The 17,718-nt window shown below is 43.6% G+C and carries 15 protein-coding genes and 1 pseudogene; 2 read left to right on the top strand and 14 right to left on the bottom strand.

What is annotated here, in order from left to right; genetic code table 11:
* Positions 1–7: 7 nt before the first annotated feature.
* The 4 genes from NL643_RS04610 to NL643_RS04625 all read right to left on the bottom strand — a co-directional run bounded on the left by NL643_RS04610 (position 8) and on the right by NL643_RS04625 (position 4,705).
* On the bottom strand, positions 8–889 hold the full coding sequence (locus NL643_RS04610; RefSeq protein ID WP_253643983.1) for a YjjW family glycine radical enzyme activase: 882 nt from the start codon (positions 887–889) through the stop codon (positions 8–10).
* 23 nt (positions 890–912) lie between these two features.
* Entirely contained in the window at positions 913–2,457 is a 1,545-nt protein-coding gene (locus NL643_RS04615) for a YjjI family glycine radical enzyme (protein ID WP_253643984.1), read from the bottom strand.
* Positions 2,458–2,671: 214 nt separating this feature from the next.
* On the bottom strand, positions 2,672–3,295 hold the full coding sequence (locus NL643_RS04620; RefSeq protein WP_053807364.1) for a LysE family translocator: 624 nt from the start codon (positions 3,293–3,295) through the stop codon (positions 2,672–2,674).
* 192 nt (positions 3,296–3,487) lie between these two features.
* A complete protein-coding gene (locus NL643_RS04625; protein ID WP_005394162.1) occupies positions 3,488–4,705 on the bottom strand; it encodes an HD-GYP domain-containing protein in 1,218 nt (405 codons plus the stop codon).
* A gap of 486 nt (positions 4,706–5,191) precedes the next feature.
* On the opposite strand from NL643_RS04625, the pseudogene NL643_RS04630 reads away from it, so the two are divergent.
* Positions 5,192–6,895, top strand: a pseudogene (locus NL643_RS04630) (putative bifunctional diguanylate cyclase/phosphodiesterase).
* A gap of 128 nt (positions 6,896–7,023) precedes the next feature.
* Here the strand turns inward: NL643_RS04630 and NL643_RS04635 are convergent.
* The 5 genes from NL643_RS04635 to NL643_RS04655 form a co-directional block, all read right to left on the bottom strand.
* Entirely contained in the window at positions 7,024–7,497 is a 474-nt protein-coding gene (locus NL643_RS04635; protein ID WP_253643985.1) for a response regulator, read from the bottom strand.
* Positions 7,484–8,821: a sensor histidine kinase gene (locus tag NL643_RS04640; RefSeq protein WP_053807362.1), complete on the bottom strand. Its 1,338-nt coding sequence runs from the start codon at positions 8,819–8,821 to the stop codon at positions 7,484–7,486. Before NL643_RS04640 ends, NL643_RS04635 begins: the two co-directional genes overlap by 14 nt.
* A 3-nt stretch (positions 8,822–8,824) precedes the next feature.
* Positions 8,825–10,243, bottom strand: a complete 1,419-nt coding sequence (locus NL643_RS04645; protein ID WP_005394158.1) for a DASS family sodium-coupled anion symporter — start codon at positions 10,241–10,243, stop codon at positions 8,825–8,827.
* A gap of 240 nt (positions 10,244–10,483) precedes the next feature.
* Positions 10,484–10,960, bottom strand: coding sequence for a GNAT family N-acetyltransferase (locus tag NL643_RS04650; protein WP_253644049.1), 477 nt, complete (start codon positions 10,958–10,960; stop codon positions 10,484–10,486).
* Between the two features lie 35 nt (positions 10,961–10,995).
* Positions 10,996–11,358 carry a hypothetical protein gene (locus NL643_RS04655; RefSeq protein WP_046875214.1) on the bottom strand — a complete coding sequence of 121 codons (363 nt, stop codon included), beginning with the start codon at positions 11,356–11,358 and terminating at the stop codon, positions 10,996–10,998.
* A 479-nt stretch (positions 11,359–11,837) separates the two neighbouring features.
* Here NL643_RS04655 and NL643_RS04660 point away from each other — a divergent pair, with 479 nt between their 5' ends.
* Entirely contained in the window at positions 11,838–12,395 is a 558-nt protein-coding gene (locus NL643_RS04660; protein WP_012841873.1) for a DUF3750 domain-containing protein, read from the top strand.
* 51 nt (positions 12,396–12,446) lie between these two features.
* Here NL643_RS04660 and NL643_RS04665 read toward each other — a convergent pair whose 3' ends face one another.
* The 5 genes from NL643_RS04665 to NL643_RS04685 form a co-directional block, all read right to left on the bottom strand.
* The gene (locus tag NL643_RS04665) at positions 12,447–14,024 is read right to left on the bottom strand and encodes a sensor domain-containing diguanylate cyclase (protein ID WP_047008725.1); all 1,578 of its coding nucleotides are present in this window, start codon (positions 14,022–14,024) and stop codon (positions 12,447–12,449) included.
* Between the two features lie 189 nt (positions 14,025–14,213).
* Positions 14,214–14,690, bottom strand: a complete 477-nt coding sequence (locus tag NL643_RS04670) for a heme-degrading domain-containing protein (RefSeq protein WP_161444701.1) — start codon at positions 14,688–14,690, stop codon at positions 14,214–14,216.
* The gene (locus NL643_RS04675) at positions 14,687–15,727 is read right to left on the bottom strand and encodes an oxidoreductase (protein WP_253643986.1); all 1,041 of its coding nucleotides are present in this window, start codon (positions 15,725–15,727) and stop codon (positions 14,687–14,689) included. The genes NL643_RS04670 and NL643_RS04675 overlap by 4 nt, the downstream gene beginning before the upstream one ends.
* An 11-nt stretch (positions 15,728–15,738) precedes the next feature.
* Positions 15,739–16,512 carry a DeoR/GlpR family DNA-binding transcription regulator gene (locus tag NL643_RS04680; RefSeq protein ID WP_253643987.1) on the bottom strand — a complete coding sequence of 258 codons (774 nt, stop codon included), beginning with the start codon at positions 16,510–16,512 and terminating at the stop codon, positions 15,739–15,741.
* A 187-nt stretch (positions 16,513–16,699) separates the two neighbouring features.
* The gene (locus NL643_RS04685; RefSeq protein WP_253643988.1) at positions 16,700–17,701 is read right to left on the bottom strand and encodes an HAD family phosphatase; all 1,002 of its coding nucleotides are present in this window, start codon (positions 17,699–17,701) and stop codon (positions 16,700–16,702) included.
* Between the last annotated feature and the right edge of the window lie 17 nt (positions 17,702–17,718).

A 17,718-nucleotide genomic window follows, 5' to 3' on the forward strand; every position in this document is an offset into this window, starting at 1 on the left:
AACTGCATTACGTGAGTATAGTCGGCACTGCGATGGGGTTACTCACGTAACGTAAAAGTTCTGATTTTAAGCGTTCGATATCATGGCGCGAGCAGACATCCCAAGTTAGCGCCTCCCCCATGACTCCGTGATGTTGAAATGCATTTAAACGGATAAGCACCGATTCAGGCAAAGTACTCAAATAGCGCCCAATCGCTACGATTTCTATATCTAAATCACTTTTCCCTGGAATATGCAGTAACCGAACTTCATACAATTTTTCATGCTTTGCGAGGTACTGAAGCGTTTTGAATACACGATGATTATCACGCCCAGTTAGCCACTGATGCGTCTCTGTCTGCCACGATTTCAAATCGATCATCGCACCATCCATAAAAGGAAGCACACGCTGCCAACCTGTCACTGATAAAGAGCCATTGCTGTCGATGAAACAAGAAAGGTGCTGTAACTCAGGATCTTGCTTCATCCCTTTAAACAGCTCAATAATGAAAGGAAGTTGTAAGGTAGATTCCCCACCGGATACTGTAACACCACTGATAAAAAAGCGATGCTTGCGTATCAAATCGAGCATTGTTACCACAGAGTAGTCAGTAATTTTTGGATTAGATTGGTTCTGACATATCTCTATACAATGATCGCAGTGGGTGCACTCCTCTTTAAGCCAAACAACGTTGTTGTTTTCGTCGAACTTCAGTGCGTCTGCCGGGCACTCACTCACACAATCACCACAGTGATTACAATGGTTTATTGTATGAGGGTTATGACAGTTCAAACACTGATAGTTACAACCCTGTAGAAAGATGACTAGACGGTTTCCTGGCCCATCAACACAAGAGAAAGGAAGGATACGAGTGACTTTTGCCAAAAGGCTTCCACTTCGTCTAGACATCTTGTTCTTTCCTAAACCGACCTTTACGCCTGCGTGTAGGTCGGTGTCATTTCATGACTCACCACACGTGGTGAGCGTTCTAAAATCCCAGTATTTCTTGCCGCCTCTGCTCCCAGAAACGTCGTATTGGTTCTCGAACCTTCTGCATCATATTTTGCGATATCAGAAAGTTTGACCATGTATCCCGTAACGCGAATCAAATCATTTGAGGCCACATTCGCGGTAAACTCACGATAACCAGCATTTAACGCCCCTTTGCACAAATTGAACATCGCTTCTGGGTTTGATTTCACCGTTTCATCAATCGTCAAAATATCGCTGATACCTGCACGATAATACTGGTGATGCTCAGCTGTTGCTTGTACATAAGTGACAGGGTCTGGCTCCGTGCCATAAGGAAGACGCACACCTGGCGTAACGCCAAGATCTAAGCTAATACCACCTTGAGCATGTAAGAGCGCTTTACCATCCAAACCATATTTCACTGGGGTTGACTCCACTAGTTTCGCCAGTGTGGCTGAAACATCATGAGCAAAGGCATTCGCACGTTCATCTTTTCCGTACTGCCCCGTTTGGCCTTCTTTTTCGAACAGAAGATTCACCGCTTCTGCCATACCATAAATGCCATACATTGGTGCGAAACGGGACTCTTCAAGCAACCCTTCTTGCGTCAAAAATCCTTGAAAGAAATTGGACTTTTCATGCAAGTGCGTACTTCTAGCGTCCATCAACTCAACCATTAATTGATGGTATAGAGGTAAAACACTGTTTAAGAAGTCGTTACAATCCGATGCTCGTTCTGCGACTCCTTTTAGGTTCATTCGCACCAGCGTGTTTGAACCACCAGCCAGTGGCAGTGAATTGTAGCAACTTACAATACCAAAACGTGAACCGCTGTAGGCTTTCGAGTGCACAGGGTAATTGGCAATATGAGGCTTACTACACTCGCAAATATTCTGCGTCGCTTGACGAAGTAAATCATCAGGCGTGACCGACTCGTCGTACATGAACGTAAGATTTGGCGCAATCTGCTTGAGCTCGGCGTCCACTTTTAAAATAGTGCGACAAATAATGTTGTCTGTCGGTCCGACATTCACGTGCATAAACGCATCTGGCAATGTGCGATCCAACATGATCCAAAAATGTTTTAACTTTTTGTAAATTTGATTCTCTGTTAGGTCGCCTATGTAAGGCAGCAAGACATCATCCAACTGACCTAAATACACCGGAATATTCGTTACCGATGGAACATGATGGTAAATGATGGTGAGCATATTCAGCGCATCATCGAAATCGGCAGCTGGAAGCAACTCTAGATACTCAGAGCCTTGCGATAGGAACTTAGCGTAATCAGGCAGCACATAGCGTGGTTTGAAAGGTGCATGGCCTTCAAACATATCACAGATGATTCCTTCATCCATTGCTTGTCTTAGCGATGGGGAAATCGACATGTAAGGAATACATGCTTCCGCCTCCAAGGCCAAAAAGTTCGACTTTTGTTTTGGAGAAAGACGAACATCAGTCGCAATGTCTAGAAAACGTTGTTGTAGTTCAGAAAGGCTTTTCATCTGAGATGTCCCTGAAAAAGTAACCACAAACCCACAAGATAAAACATGGATTCTACCCCTAAAGAGTAACGTGATTTTACTCCGGCTTACCTGTTGCCACTAATGAAAATAAACAAAACGTCTATTTCCATAATGGAAATAAGCTAACGCTAAATTAGGTTATTGCAACTTACGCTATTGAAATAACCCAACCATGCACCGAACACGCGCTTTCTCATCGGTTTGCCGTCGACAACATGACGCCCGCGCTAATAAATACTCCGCCAGTCAGGCGATTGAACAACTTGGCTCTTCCAGCGACAAACAGCCAGTCTGAAGCTTTTACACCTAATAATGCATAAAATGTTAGCCAACTTAGCTCAAACACCACAAATGTAGATGCAAAAATCGCGTATTGAGCCAACAAAGGCGCAGAGGGATCAATGAACTGAGGAAACAAAGCGGTAAAAAAGACAATCGCTTTCGGGTTACTAGCGCCAACAATAAAACCACTGGTGAACGCGCTGAGCGCATTCGAGGAGCTTTGGACGGCTGCCGTTTTGTCAAAATCCGTTTGAGAAGAGCGCAGCGCTTGAATGCCTAACCAGATTAAATAAGCGGCACCACACCATTTGATGATATTGAAGACCAGCTCAGATGAGGCAATCACAACCCCTAACCCGGTAAAAGAAAGCGTTAATATAATAGTGATCGCTGATAAACTGCCTAGCGCAGTCATGAGGGCAATACGAAACCCACTACTCACACCTTTACTTAAACACAGCAATGAGCTTGGCCCAGGCGATGCAGTAAGCACCAAAACGGCCAGAGTGTAAAAAATCCATGTATCAATTTGCATTGGCATCCCTTCCCGCAAAAAGTAGAGGGTTATATCTCAATCTTTATTGAGATATTCCTAGCTCAGTTTCCATCCATGAAACTCGATTCTTTAATAACCACCTAGTCCCTACATAATTTAGAAACCATTAATAGATAGTTATGCAATCAAAATACGCTCTGCATGCAAGGTTGTAAAGCATGTTTATTTTTCTTAATCATAAAAAGGCTTGGGATCGATTTCTAACGATGACGGAGCGACTGCTCTTTCTATTTTGTGTAGGCTATTTTTCAAATCGACCATCGCCACATCGATATAACGCTGATATTTGCGTGAGTAAAAACACTTCACTTCTGGCTTTAAAGCTTGAGAGTCATTTGAGGACCAAACAATACCAACACGCCCATCACTCAACTCAACAATAGAGCCCACTGGGTACATCCCAACGCAATTAATGAACTTGTAGACTAGGTCTGCATCTAAATGAAATGGCGTTAAACTCAACAAGATTTTAAACGCTTCCGCTGAGCTCATGCCTTTTTTGTAGCAGCGATCGGCCGTCAATGCATCGTAAATATCAACAATACAACTCATGCGGCCGTGAATCGGAATCTCATCGCCCTTCAAGCCCCTAGGGTAGCCATTGCCATCTAACTTCTCATGATGCATCAAACAGACATCGCGACTCACATCACTAAGGCCCTTTACATGGAGAATAATCTCACCAGCGAACACTTGATGTAGCTTCATGTGTTCAAACTCTTCAGGTGTTAGCTTTGCTGGTTTATGCAAAATCTTGTCATCAACTTTAATTTTACCTACATCATGAATGATGCCACCAATAGCGAGCTGCTTTAATGTCTGCTTATCTAACCCCAAGTACTTACCAAATGATACTAAAAGGCAAGCCACATTGACGGAGTGTTCCAACAAGTAGGAGTCTTTTTTTCGGAGTGCAGAAACACATTGCAAAGCATCTGAGTCGATAAAAACGCTTTCAATGACATCATCTGCCCAAGCTTCTACCTCATCAACTTCAATGATTTTGCCTTCAAAAGTTTGATTCAATAGTTTCTGCGCCAGATCTTTTGCTTCCGCAATTAGCTTTTTGGCTCGTTTATGTTGAACATCTCTCGAGCGATAAGCGCGTTGAACCTTCGAAAAGTCAGAGGACTTGGGCTCTCGCTCCTCTTCTACGGCAACAATGGATTCATCCACAGGCTTAAAGACACACTTCTGAGAAGATAATGTTTGATCTACCCAAACATACTTCACGCCGCTCGCGGTAAGCTTCTTAATGCCCTCTGGGCTAGATATCCGCCCTGCATTGGCTAAATTTACGCGCTTGTTGTGCTCTATCGCGGTAACAAACATACCAACGCCGACATCAGCGAGCGCAATTTTGATTGAATTTTTTGGATCGTACTGCATAAAAAGAAAGCTTACTCGATATTAACGGCAGTATTATAAGAGATTTGATTAATTGGCGTGATAATAAATTAGAATTGATTACTATTAATGAGCATCCTGTCAATTAATAACCCATCGCGATCACTAAGCCCTTTTTGTTATTATGGTCTTTAGCCTAGCAAATATACAGATATGACACTCAAGAGCAGAACCTCTAACCGACACGTCTTAAAATAACTTGAGGATAATTATTCATAAATATTTATAGATTGCGGACAGCATCAATAACTGTATTTTATAAATGATTTTTACTGTTGACTATTTTTTATAAATGTCGATGATTAGCCGCCTAATCTTAGTATGTTATTAACCTAGTAGCGCATAAAATGATAGCCAAACAATTTGAACTGATACTTTTGTGATTGTAATGTACGCCAACAGATCACCTCTATGTTATCAAACCCCCACACTCATCTCTGATGCTAACACGCTCGAGGAGGAAATATCTTGACCACCATATTTGACCAACAAGCCTCAGATAGTGACCGAGAGTTCCTGAAAATCGTTGAAGAACGATTCATTCATATCTTCGACGTATTTAACGAAGGCCTCTTCTACATGGATGAGTTTGGTACCATGGTATTTTACAACAAAGGCTTCTATGAACAGCTCGGTATTAACGCTGGCCGAATCAGTTTAGAGCAATGGTTAGAGCTTGTTCATCCTCTTGATCGAGAAAGGCTGTCCACAAGGGTCGATGCGCACATCACGACCAACAATACGAGGGTTACAACCACTTACCGAGTGCGTAAACCCAATGGATAATACGTCTGGATAGAAGGCGTAGCCATGACCAAAGAAACAGAACATGGCCATTACATGGTTGGCAGCCATCGAGATATTTCTGAGCGTAAGCTGATGGAAAGTTACATCCATCAAGTTGCATTTCATGACAACGCGTCAGGCATGGCTAACCGCGCCCATCTCTTGCTGGATATCGAGGACAGTGTACGTACCACCGATTCTTGCGCGTCTATTTGTTATATTCAGATCGAAGACATCAAATCTTACTTGAATCAATATGGCAGTGAACTGGTCGATGGGTTAGTAGAGAAGTTGCTACAAACTCTCAGTCACTTGCCCTCTCCAAACAGCTCGGTGTATCGCGTGCATGATGATGACTTTGCGATTTTGATTCACGATGAGTGCTCAATAGAAGCGCTACAGAGTTACGCTGAAAGTTTAAAACAAACCTACCATGAAGCGGTGATTGAAGAAGGCCAATACCTAGGTAGCAACATTAGCATTGGTTTGTATCCTTGTATTGACCCTAGTCACTCCGCAGAGGAAATTTTACGTAAAGCGGCAAGAACTTGTCAGTACGCGAGCGAACAAAATAGAGACCGCGTCGCGGTCTACAGTGAGAAGACGCAGCATGCCGTTGATCGCTACTTCTTTATTGAGCAAGGTCTTAAAAGTGCGCTAGAAAAACAGACATTAAGTGTTAAGTTTCAGCCAATTATTGACGCCAAAAGCTCAAAAGTGGTGAGCTTCGAATCGCTAGTTCGCTGGCGTAGCAAAGAGTTTGGCGAAATTTATCCTGACGAATTCATCCCCGTCGCAGAGAACAAAGGATTGATCGTCGAACTGGGATATCAAGTATTTGCCAAAGCGTGTGAATTCATCAAAAACTACCGTGAACGTTACCAAAACCAAGTTCGTGTTAACGTGAACGTTTCTGTACTTCAGTTGATGAACAGCGAATTCCCTACGCGAATTAAAGCCATGGCGGATGAAGCTGGCGTTGACCCCGAGTCTATTGTTTTGGAACTGACAGAAACGTTTATTTTGGATAATAACCAGACGGCCATTGCTCCCCTAAGCACGCTCAGGGAGTTAGGTTTTGCACTCTCGCTCGATGACTTTGGCTCTGGTTACAGTTCATTAAATAGCTTCTTCGACTTGCCGATGACACAAATCAAAATTGATAAGTCGATGGCATGGAAGACACTGACCAATCGCTCTTCTCAAGAGTATTTGAAGTTTCTTATCACTATGTGTCAGGAAAATAATATTGAAGTGGTGATAGAAGGCATCGAAGACGCAAAAATGTGTGACTTCTTTTCCGAGATGGGCGTCGATTATTTGCAAGGTTATTGGTTCTCTAAACCACTCTCTGTTGCCAGTGCCAGTCGCTATTCATTGAGCTAAACCGTTCTTCGGCGAAATAATCCCAGAATTAACGCTATTCCGCACGGCCACGTTAAGCATGCTGAACTACTCACAGTAAATTTCAGACACTAACTGGCCGTGACGAAAACAACCTTAGAGAGCCTTGATTAACGTAGGCGCTCAAAAACAACACTCTGATCTAAGTGTTCGTGATATTGAGTGTAATCTAAGCCCATATCAAAGATATATTGAGTCACCAAGTTTCTAACGCACTCAATCAATTGGCTCGCTTGCCATGGCTTCTCAAAGTAGCGATCAACACCTGCGGAGTTAATCGCATTAATGGTATCCGTGTGCGTCGCCTGCCCCGTCAGAAGCACTTTACGTGTGCGAACAAAACGACTGTCTTGTGATACCTCTGTCAGTAGTTCCACTCCTGTTTTACCTGGCATGACATGATCGGAAATTATTAATGCGATCATCTCGCCTTCTGCATCAAGCTCATCCATCAGTTCTAGAACCTCACCTGCGGATTCGCAGTCTTCGATATTCAACCACTGATGTAACGGCTCTAAATCTTGTAGAACCGCGCTTAATACCTCTCGTTGGTCATCAACGCAAATTACATTAAGCTTCTCCATGTTCACCCTCTACTGGTAACTTGATTCTAAAAATTGTTTTTTCACTGTCGCTCTTTACCACAATAGAGCCGTTATATCCGGCGATAATGCGTTTCACAATCGACAGCCCTAATCCTAAACCAAACGACAACCCACCCTTTTTAGTGGTGAAGTTTGGCCGGAAAATTTTTCTGCGTGTCGCTTCATCGATTTCTGGTCCGTTGTTAGCAATCGTGACCAAAATTTTCCCCTTACTCTCTCGAGTATGTATTTCGATCCCCGGATCTTCGGTTTGACCAAGTGCATCACACGCATTCTTTAAAATATTGACCCAAACTTGGACGAGTTCGGTTTGAGAACCGACAAAGTCCGGCAAGTCCGCTGGGCTAAAACGTACGCTCACACGTCTTAAGTCACTTTGCAATAGGGCCAGCGCTCGATTGATTGAGTCATTAATATTAAACGCTTCATCCAGGTCGATATCCGTACGCCCCAATTGTTTCACTGAACGTACAATGCCAACAGTATGTTTAGAGGCAATACGCAAATCATGAAGGTCTCGCCCCATTTGCCAGAAACGTATCGCTTCTTCGGGTCTTTTTAACCAATGCTCCGACAGGAAATTATTTGGAACGGCACGTGCGAGATCACGCGCGAGATCCTTGGGCAAGCCGTAATATTTTTCGAAGTGACGCCCCCGCTTTCTCGCTTCGCTGGAAGAGACTTTCTGTCCTTGCATCAAACCAAAATCAAAAAACTGACTCGCTTCCGGATGAACTTCTTCAAGCAATTCCATGATGACCGACTCGAGTCGCTCAGATTTACTGCTTACCACACCAATAGCATTGTTCAACTCATGAGCAATACCCGCGGCAAGCTGCCCTAACGTTGTCATTTGCTCTGCGGTATGCAGCTTTTGCAACGCTTTTTCTTTAGCTAAGGCCTCTTGCATTGCACGCCGTTGACGCCGAGATAATTCGTTCACCATCACGGGCATAAATTGTGTCGTCAATGGTCCGTATGTCGCCTCTTCCACCGCGGGCGTATCACGCTGTATCCAAGCCAGTTCAACATCAGTTTGAGCAATCACTGTCGAAGAGGCCGTCCATGTACCAGAAAAGAAACTATGTACGCCAATAAACGCACCTTGAGACGCAGAAAATACCTGAATTGGCTTCTTATCATCTTCCGCATAATAGCCAGCCAACTCTCCTGAAAGCACGTAGTACAACCGATCGTTGTAGCCAGCTTGCTCAATAAGCACCGATCCGGATAGGACCGTTAATCGGCGTTCAAGATGGTTAAAATAGCGTTGTACTAACGCATCTAGTTTCGTTTCGTACATGGGTTACCCAATATGCCCAACGGTATGTAAAATCCAAACCATAACAAAACTAAGTAATACACCAATCACGCCCAGCACTGCACCGATACGAGCCATTTGGCTGCTTTCGACATGCCCAGTAGCATGAGCTAACGCGTTTGGTGGCGTACTGATTGGTAACGACATACCGAGCGACGCGGCAAATGTCACGACTAAGATCAGCGTCACTTCTCCACCCAATGGCGTTAACGAAGTCATCGAGGTACCTAGCGCAGCCATAATCGGCATAAGTAAGTTTGCAGTAGCCGTATGCGACATAAAGTTTGCCATTAACAAGCACAAGAACGCCGCACCAAACAAGACCACATATGGCGAGAACTGATCAAACGGAATACTGTGTACCACCAGCTTCGCAAGCCCTGTTTTATCCAGAGCAAGACCCAGAGCGATACCACCTGACACCAACCAAAGCACGTCCCAAGAAATTTTCTTCAAATCTTCCTTGTTGATAATGCCCGTCAATGAGAATACCGCGACCGGAATTAATGCCACTGTGTAAGAGTTCATCCCATGTGCTGACCCCATCAACCAGAGAATAATCGTACCTGCGAAGGTGACATAGACAATCATCGCTTTTGGTGTTTTCAAAAACTTGCTCTTAATATTCAGATCAATGGTGGTTTGCTCGGCTTTATACAAAAAGCCAATCAGAAACCACGCTAGCGCCATCATCACAATGACGAATGGCACGCCAAAGACCATCCATTCACCAAACGTGATTAAGTTATCACCAACCAAATATTTCAGCGCGATAGCATTCGGGGGCGTGCCGATTGGTGTACCAATACCACCAATGTTGGCGGCAACAGGAATACACAAGGCAAACGCAATTCGACCGGGATCTTTAGGTCCAAATACCGCAATCACAGGGGTTAGAATCGACAACATCATCGCTGTTGTTGCGGTGTTTGACATAAACATGGAAAAGACAGCGGTGATCAACATCAAACCCAACATAACGAACTTTGGGTTTTGTCCAAATGGTTTTAGCAACACGCGCGCTAAGTTGACATCCAGCCTGTACTTTGTCGCCGCCATAGCTAAGAAGAACCCGCCGAGAAACAGCATAATAATCGGGCTAGCGAAAGTCGCCATTATCTCGTTATATTGCAACAGCTCACCAAAATGTGGCTGCCCTTCTTGCAAGCGAAAAAGTACGATGCTTTTATTCGAAACAAGCAATAGTTCGAGCACAATGATAACGACCGAAGTGGCGTAGATTGGAATGGGTTCAAACACCCAACAGAGTGCAGCAAGCAAGAAGATTGCGATCACTCTCTGCTGGACTATAGTAATGCCATCAAATGGGAATGCAGAGAGGGGCATTAACCAAATAAGCAATGGTATCAATGTTGGAATAATGTATTTGAGATAAGGGCGCATAGTACTACTTCTCTTCCTGAGATGGTTAGCCAGACACGTTTGGCGTTTGGAACGCCATTACCCACCGCAATACCGAAGCTTTTAGGCTCTGACTAAGCCTTCAGAGACGAAAAATGCAGTAATGGCTTGTTCCAGAGAAGATTATGCACACTGTTTTCAAACAAAACTTTGGTGCGAGATCAATGAACTTGTTTTCACATTGGAAAACATTTTATATCTGTGTTCAAGCTCACTAAATGCTCACGATTTCAATGAAATATACTTTTCCATCATAAAGTTAGTTAAGGTTTCTCCCCTAACTTCAGCACGTTGCTGAACCTTAACTGTGAACCCCATTTTCTCGTAGAAAGACCGGGCAGTGATACTCACTTCAGAGTACAGTCGCTCTATCCCCTTTACTTTCGCCTGTGAAAATAGAAAAGACATCAAATCACGACCAATACCTTGGCCTTGATATTCATGGTGACAAAAGAAATGGTCAATCAAGCCGTCACTTTGCAAATCACAATAGCCAACGATCTGCCCTTCTATTTCCGCGATATAGGGTTGAATAGCATCCATTGTGCGTTGCCATGAATTGAGATCAAAATCTGATGGGGCCCAAGCTGAAACTTGTGATTCGGTATAATCGCGACGATTAATGACTCGTACAGTGTGGTAAAAAAGTGTCCACAATATTGGAGCATCCTCTGTGCGATAGCGACGTATTGAGAGCATCGGTTCAACCATTCCTATTCGATAAATACCAAGTATTAACGCAAAGTAATACTGGTGAATTCATCATTTTCAATACCAACCACTAAAGGCTTTTCAAGCTGATCGCTGTTCATCAATACGGTGGTATTTAGCTCTCGACTTGATCTGCGTATTTTGCTTTTTCTGATGATATGTATATTCACAATGTAATCGGAATATTCCTTCGTGACTCCTCCAGAAAACTCCACATGTTCACTTTCATTATCTTGGACCACATGAAATTTTCGATTTGCTTGAATATCAGCGCTGAGTGAAGAGTCACCATAGTTAAGTACAACGGACGTTGGTTCACTATCTTGATTGGCAAAACAGCCAAATGCGAAGGTGCATAATGCAAGTATACTTTTTGATTTAAACATTGGTTATTCAATTTCTAGTTATTTTTCTGCCATTTGCATTACCAAACAGCACTCTCAATAATCGCCCATTGTGCCACAGGTGTACGCAAGTCTCTAAATACAGTAAAAGGATGTACGATGAAATTCCGCTAAAAATGGGGGAATCACAATGCAGTTGAGGATAAACCAGCCTATTTAATCGCCCCCAATAACACCCAAGCAATTGTTTTTATTTAATTTTAAATTACTAAATAGTGTAAGCAATATACGTACAAGCTCTTACTTTTTCATACGCAACTAAGCAAGTTAATAGAGAGAGACAATATTGTCTATGCCACATGTTACAAATCTGCTTACCTCATTATTACGTATGATCCGATATTGTGGCGCTAGCCTTCCCTTCTTTTTAACGAAGGGAAGATTTAACAATAAGGCTTGCACCTATTTTATAGCTAAAATCAATAAAGCATTTCCAACATCGGTTGGTCTAGGAGCGATCAATGAAAAACTCTCTCAGTTTTACTCATCTATTAAAAGTTGGCTTGATATCAATCGCAGCTTTGATGGGTGGATGCACTCAAGGAGATTGGCGTACCGCAAGCAGAGAACCTGCCGGTATCGCGCCTGACCCTTCCAATGTGAAACATGCCGTAATTGAGTTTTATGCCGCAGATGCATTTGGTTGGCGAGGCTGGTTTGCGGTGCACACTTGGTTTGCGATAAAGCCTGAAAATGCGAACGAATATACCGTGTATGAAGTGGTCGGGTGGCGCGTGAATCGTGGACAACCCGCTCTGTATCAATACCAAACGGGCACACCAGATCGCTACTGGTACGGTGCGAAGCCAGAAAAAATACTCTCAATACAAGGTGAAAAAGCCGATAAACTTATCCCAAAAATACAAAGCGTTATCAACCAATACCCTTGGGCTGAAGAATACACGTTGTTTCCAGGACCAAATAGCAATACATTCCCGGCTTGGGTGGGCAAGCAAATTCCAGAGTTAGAACTCGACTTGCCATTTAGAGCAATTGGTAGCGGCTACGCCAACGAGTAAAACAAAAGCTTGGTAACTGGCGCGTTTTACGTTCAGTGCATAGCACTATACCTATTGTGCGTCTTCACCTAACTCGGTTCTGTTTCTTCCGTTGCGCTTTGCTTTATACAGAGCGTTGTCCGCGTCTTTCATTACCGCTTCAATTGGCATATCGTTGCCTTTCCAGTGAGAAACTCCAAGTGATACCGTTACCTTACCAACGACCAGGAAATCGTGTTTTTCTACGTTATGCCTAATCCGCTCTGCGACATCAACCGCGTGATGAACATCCGTCGCTTCAAGGAACATCATGAACTCTTCCCCACCGGAACGGCAAAGATGATCATTCGCTCGGGCTTGCTCTTTCATCAACTGAGCGAATTCTTTGAGTAGATTGTCACCCACATCATGACCATAGTTATCATTGACGCTCTTAAAGTGATCAATATCCAAAGCTAAAATAGAAAAAGCGGTGTTTTCTTGCTTAAACAAGCCTAGAACTTTGTCTAAGCCGCGTCGATTTAACAACCCAGTCATCGCGTCTGTTAGCGTATCCAGTTGCAGCTTATCAATGGTTTTTGAAACGATACCAAACGCCTTGAGAAAACTGAGCTTCAAATGTGAAGCCTCAAAATACCAAGACTTAACCAGCTTCAAATCATCGATGGATGAGGAGTGCTCTTCTACTCCTCGAACAGCGCCAGCCAATTGCCATAATGGTCTTGAAATAAGTAGAGAGAAGAACCAGATCAACAGCAGAGTTAATAAACCAATTGGAATCGATTTGAAAAATACACTCCACATCTGCTCATCTAGCACCATTAACGTCATTGATTTCGGGCGCTGAGCGACAATTCCCCACCCTGATGATTCAACTGGTGCATACCCTGCTAGCATTTCAACACCGCGAGAGTTCACAATTTCTTTGTTACCACGCTGACCCATTGTCACGGCGTTAATTGCCATATTATCGTTGATCACTTCACCAACCCGCGATTTATCTGGGTGGTAGATCAGCGTATTGCTTTCGTCCACAACGTAAAGGAAAGAGCCATCTTTGTAAGCATGCTGGCTAAGTAATTCCGCAAGAATATTGTCCTTCTCTAAATAGATAGTACCGCCGATATAGCCTAAATATTCATTGGACTGAGAAAATATAGGGTATGAGATCGTTAACAGATAATTTCCTGCGGGTGAGATGAATGGCTCAGTGACAACGGGCGCTTGAGCATTTAAAGATTGACGTTTTCTTTCACCAACGAGCTTTACACCTTTAACCTGAAGTGTCTCTGGTGATACAGAAATAATGACGCCTTTCGCATTAACGACAACCACAGAGTTGAATGATTTGGTTTGCTTTCTCAGCCTCTCCGCCTCTTCGTCCAGAAACTGAGCATCGTGCATCTTATCTTTTAGCAAGTTCGCACTGTATTTTAGCTGCGACATTGAGCTTTCTATGAAAGAGTCCGTCATTTCTGACATTTTTTGCGCATAAACGCGGTTGGACTCTAACGTGTTATTGATGATGAGATCTCGTTGCACTCGATAGATCGAATAAAACGCATTGATCAAAGTGACAAGCACACTGAAAACACACAGGATTACAATAAGGTTTCTAAGATTAAGTTTTTCTTTTCTTCTAAAGGACATTTGCCAACTGCCAGCTTCGATGGCTTTTTGTATGAATGAGCGTATAGGTTATATGAAATCGATTTAATTTTCAGGTAGGAAGTTGGGAGCAATATTAAATATTTTCTCACATAATAGGACGCAAAATGAGCTAATAAGAGAATTCAGTGACACAAAATAAATGCCGTGCCACTGTAATATCGAACAACTTTAAGCAAGCTCTGTGCTGGTCATTACCATTGTCTTTAATACATCGACAACAAGCTGATGATCATCTAACTGCGGTAAACCCGATACCGTCACAACCCCAACTAAACCAGAACCCAAGATTCGAATTGGGAACGCGCCGCCATGAGCACAATACTCACGCGCATCGAGATGTGGCTGATTTTCAAAATCACGCTGCTTTTGCTTATTGTACAGCGAGAGGTAGTAAGAGCTGTGACCATATCTCAATACTGAATTTCGCTTTCTACGAACCCAATCCAAATGGTCAGCGCACGTTCCTGTCATCGCGTATTGAAATAGCGTTTGTCCAAAACCGTAGACCTCAATAGCCACAGCCGCGTCACAGGCTTCCGCCGCTTCTTTTAAAGCTAAACCAATAGACCACGCCACTTGGTGGTTAAACTCTTTCAATTGAAGCTCATGCTCTTGTTGAGCGACGAGCTCAAGCGTTAAGCTCATGATTTCACCTGAATCGTTTTACCCGTTTTACTGCTTTCCAATGCCATCTCAATCAGAGCGATATTCTGTACTGCTTGAACGGCAGGAACCGGGTTATCAGTCCCCAAACGAATGGCATCTGCTACACCAACAAAATAAGCTTGATACGCACCTCTCTCCGTTTTGATGGTTTGCGCACCGTCTTCGTCGTAGCGGACACCGTATAACGCCTCGTCCTCTTCTGACCAAGCATCGTTTTCCGGTAATCGGCCTTCTTTTAAGTAGCCTTCTTGAGGATCTAATCCGAACTTTTCATATTTAGCTTCGGTACCCAATACTTTATAACGCAGGTTTGGTTCTGGGCTGTATAAGTTTGAATGTAAATGCACAATATGATCTGGATAATGAAGCACTAAGTTGTAGTAATCAATCGTCGTCGCGCCCGGGCGCATCATTCGACACTGTGCGTCTATCGCATCTGGCATACCAAATAACACCAAGGCCTGATCGAGAAGATGGGGAGCAAGATCGAATAAAATACCACCGCCATCTTGAGCCTGCTCTCGCCAGCGTTGACGAACTTCAGGACGGTAGCGATCAAAGTGCGACTCAAACAGCCTCACATCACCTAACTTACCTTGTTCGATAAGCGATTTAACAGTGAGAAAATCGCCATCCCAACGCCTATTATGAAAAACGCTCAGAACCAATCCTTTTTCTTCTGCTAAGGCGATCAACTCATTCCCATCTTCTATGCGCGTTACAAACGGTTTTTCGACAATGACATGTTTCCCATTGTTCAACGCACGCTTTGCGAGCTCGTAGTGCACGTCATTTGGCGCAGTGATGATCACAAGCTCAGCGTCACTGTCATCGAGTAAAGTATTGGCATCAGCAAACCACTGAGCACCTGGCCAATCATTTTGGACCGCTTCCTGTTGACGAGAACTTATTGCGCTCAACGTCAAGTTTGGCAGTGCTTTAATGAAGGGTAAGTGGAAAGTTTTTGCTGAATATCCGTAACCAATCACGGCGGTCTTTACGGGATCGTAAGCCATACTAAGATTCCTTATTTCGGTGAAACAACAATACATTCAATATCATTGTGGTCGAGAAGTTGTTGAAAATCTGATTGAGGAGCATGATCGGTAATAACGATGTCGATCTTTGACAAATCACATACATGGTGAAAATTGTCGCTTCCAATTTTGCGGGATTCACAAACGACAATGACTTGTTGAGCTTGCTCTATCATGGTTTGTTTCATGGTTGCTTCTAGCTCATTATTTGTCGTCAACCCTCGGGATGACAACGCGCACACACCAATAAACGCCTTATTCACATGATATTGCTTCATTTGCTGTTCTGCTTGTGCACCCAAGATCGCTCTGGCGTAGGGGTCAAAGTGTCCACCTAAGAAATGGACGTCCATTGATTCACTTTTTTCAGCAGCGAGCAGTACGTCAATACTGTTGGTGACCACGTTGAGCTTATCTTCTTCACAGCGTGCTTTTTCTACGTAAAGTGGGAGCAGAGATAAGATAGTACTGGTATCAATAACAAGGTGGTCACGCTCATCCAAAAGCTTAGCGGCCGCTTGAGCGAGGCGATGTTTAGTGTCACTAATTGGTCGATTAGAGTACGCCTCTGTAGAGGAGGATATCGAGGCAAGCATGACGCCACCTCGGATTCTTTGTAATCCCGGTAGTTGGCTCAACTTGACTAAGTCTCGACGCGCTGAATCTCGCGAGATGCCAAAATACTCGCAAACTTCCGATAACGTTATTTTGTTTTGTAGGTCTAGCTTGGCTCTGAGCTCTATCAATCGCTCTTCTTGCGTCATTGCTTAAATTCACTTAAGTGGTTTTAAGCAATAATGCCACACAGCAATCAAATAACCAATACGGACGCACGCAATATTTGCTTATGCTAATACCAAACAGAATTGTTAAGTTGAGGAGATGAAGAGCGTTTTGCTCATCACCCCCTATCAAAAAATTTTTGGTGTAATATTTACGTTGGCTGGGTCGCTACTTTTTCATCGCTTCTTTAAAAACTTGATTCCAATCTTGTTTCATATCGACAGACAACCAACCTTGCTCTTCACCCACTTTAAATGATTTGTCTAATTTCCCCACGTGAGAGTCTTTATCATACGCCCATTCACGCTTGTCATCCGTGTGATGGATAACCGCTGAAAATCGTGGGCCAGACCCCGCTTTAGTCCACTCTAACATTTGTAAGTCACCGTCAGAATTACCAAATGCCATCACCGGGCGCTTACCAATGAAGTTCTGAATCGTGACAGGCTTCACCGCTTTATCATTCACAAAATCAATTTCTGGCAAGCGTTGAATCGTTGGCTTTCCATCAACGACCTGATACTCCGCTTTTAATGTCGTCCCAACGATATTTTGCGTTGGGATCCCGTACACTTCTGGTGCCCAAACACGCATGAAATCAATGCCACCTCCAGAAATTATATAGGTCTGGTAGTCATTTGCTCTCAAGTAGTCGAGTAACTCAAGCATCGGTTGATAAACCATTTCAGTGTATGGCTTTCCCGTCGTAGGATGAACGGCCGTTTTCATCCACTCCTTCACTTCTTGATGGAACTGATCAGTCGACATTCCAGAGTGAGTCGCCATAACAAGCTGCATCACACCTTCAAGGCCTTGCTTACCAACCCCCTCCAAGTCACCTTTTATTGCCGAAGCAAAAGGTTCTGTTGTTTTCCAATCAGGATGCTCAGAGGCCATCTCTTTCACTTTATCGATCGCAAAAAACAGCTGTAGATAAACGGGTTTTTCTGCCCACAGCGTCCCGTCATTATCAAACGTAGCGATCCTTTGGCTTTCAGGAACATAAGCGTCCGAGCCTTGAGTCGTCGTTTTAGTAACAAACGCCATAATAGCTTGCTTCGCACCGGTGTTGTTCCATGACGGCAGAGGATCTTGCACATCAGCAGCAATGCTATAGCTAGACAGAGCAAAACTTGTCGCAAGGACAATCACCTTTAACTTTATAGCCATTTTAATTCCTTATATTG

The sequence above is a fragment of the Vibrio sp. Y42_MX_L11 genome, assembly GCF_024181785.1.
In the GTDB taxonomy this organism is placed as follows: domain Bacteria; phylum Pseudomonadota; class Gammaproteobacteria; order Enterobacterales; family Vibrionaceae; genus Vibrio; species Vibrio diabolicus.

Bases quoted from the DNA above. Each gene is read 5' to 3' on its own strand.
- NL643_RS04685 (WP_253643988.1), bottom strand. From the start codon at position 17,701: ATGGCTATAAAGTTAAAGGTGATTGTCCTTGCGACAAGTTTTGCTCTG.
- NL643_RS04675 (WP_253643986.1), bottom strand. From the start codon at position 15,727: ATGGCTTACGATCCCGTAAAGACCGCCGTGATTGGTTACGGATATTCA.
- NL643_RS04645 (WP_005394158.1), bottom strand. From the start codon at position 10,243: ATGCGCCCTTATCTCAAATACATTATTCCAACATTGATACCATTGCTT.
- NL643_RS04670 (WP_161444701.1), bottom strand. From the start codon at position 14,690: ATGAGCTTAACGCTTGAGCTCGTCGCTCAACAAGAGCATGAGCTTCAA.
- NL643_RS04610 (WP_253643983.1), bottom strand. From the start codon at position 889: ATGTCTAGACGAAGTGGAAGCCTTTTGGCAAAAGTCACTCGTATCCTT.
- NL643_RS04615 (WP_253643984.1), bottom strand. From the start codon at position 2,457: ATGAAAAGCCTTTCTGAACTACAACAACGTTTTCTAGACATTGCGACT.
- NL643_RS04625 (WP_005394162.1), bottom strand. From the start codon at position 4,705: ATGCAGTACGATCCAAAAAATTCAATCAAAATTGCGCTCGCTGATGTC.
- NL643_RS04665 (WP_047008725.1), bottom strand. From the start codon at position 14,024: ATGTCCTTTAGAAGAAAAGAAAAACTTAATCTTAGAAACCTTATTGTA.
- NL643_RS04620 (WP_053807364.1), bottom strand. From the start codon at position 3,295: ATGCAAATTGATACATGGATTTTTTACACTCTGGCCGTTTTGGTGCTT.
- NL643_RS04655 (WP_046875214.1), bottom strand. From the start codon at position 11,358: ATGTTTAAATCAAAAAGTATACTTGCATTATGCACCTTCGCATTTGGC.
- NL643_RS04680 (WP_253643987.1), bottom strand. From the start codon at position 16,512: ATGACGCAAGAAGAGCGATTGATAGAGCTCAGAGCCAAGCTAGACCTA.
- NL643_RS04660 (WP_012841873.1), top strand. From the start codon at position 11,838: ATGAAAAACTCTCTCAGTTTTACTCATCTATTAAAAGTTGGCTTGATA.
- NL643_RS04635 (WP_253643985.1), bottom strand. From the start codon at position 7,497: ATGGAGAAGCTTAATGTAATTTGCGTTGATGACCAACGAGAGGTATTA.
- NL643_RS04650 (WP_253644049.1), bottom strand. From the start codon at position 10,960: ATGCTCTCAATACGTCGCTATCGCACAGAGGATGCTCCAATATTGTGG.
- NL643_RS04640 (WP_053807362.1), bottom strand. From the start codon at position 8,821: ATGTACGAAACGAAACTAGATGCGTTAGTACAACGCTATTTTAACCAT.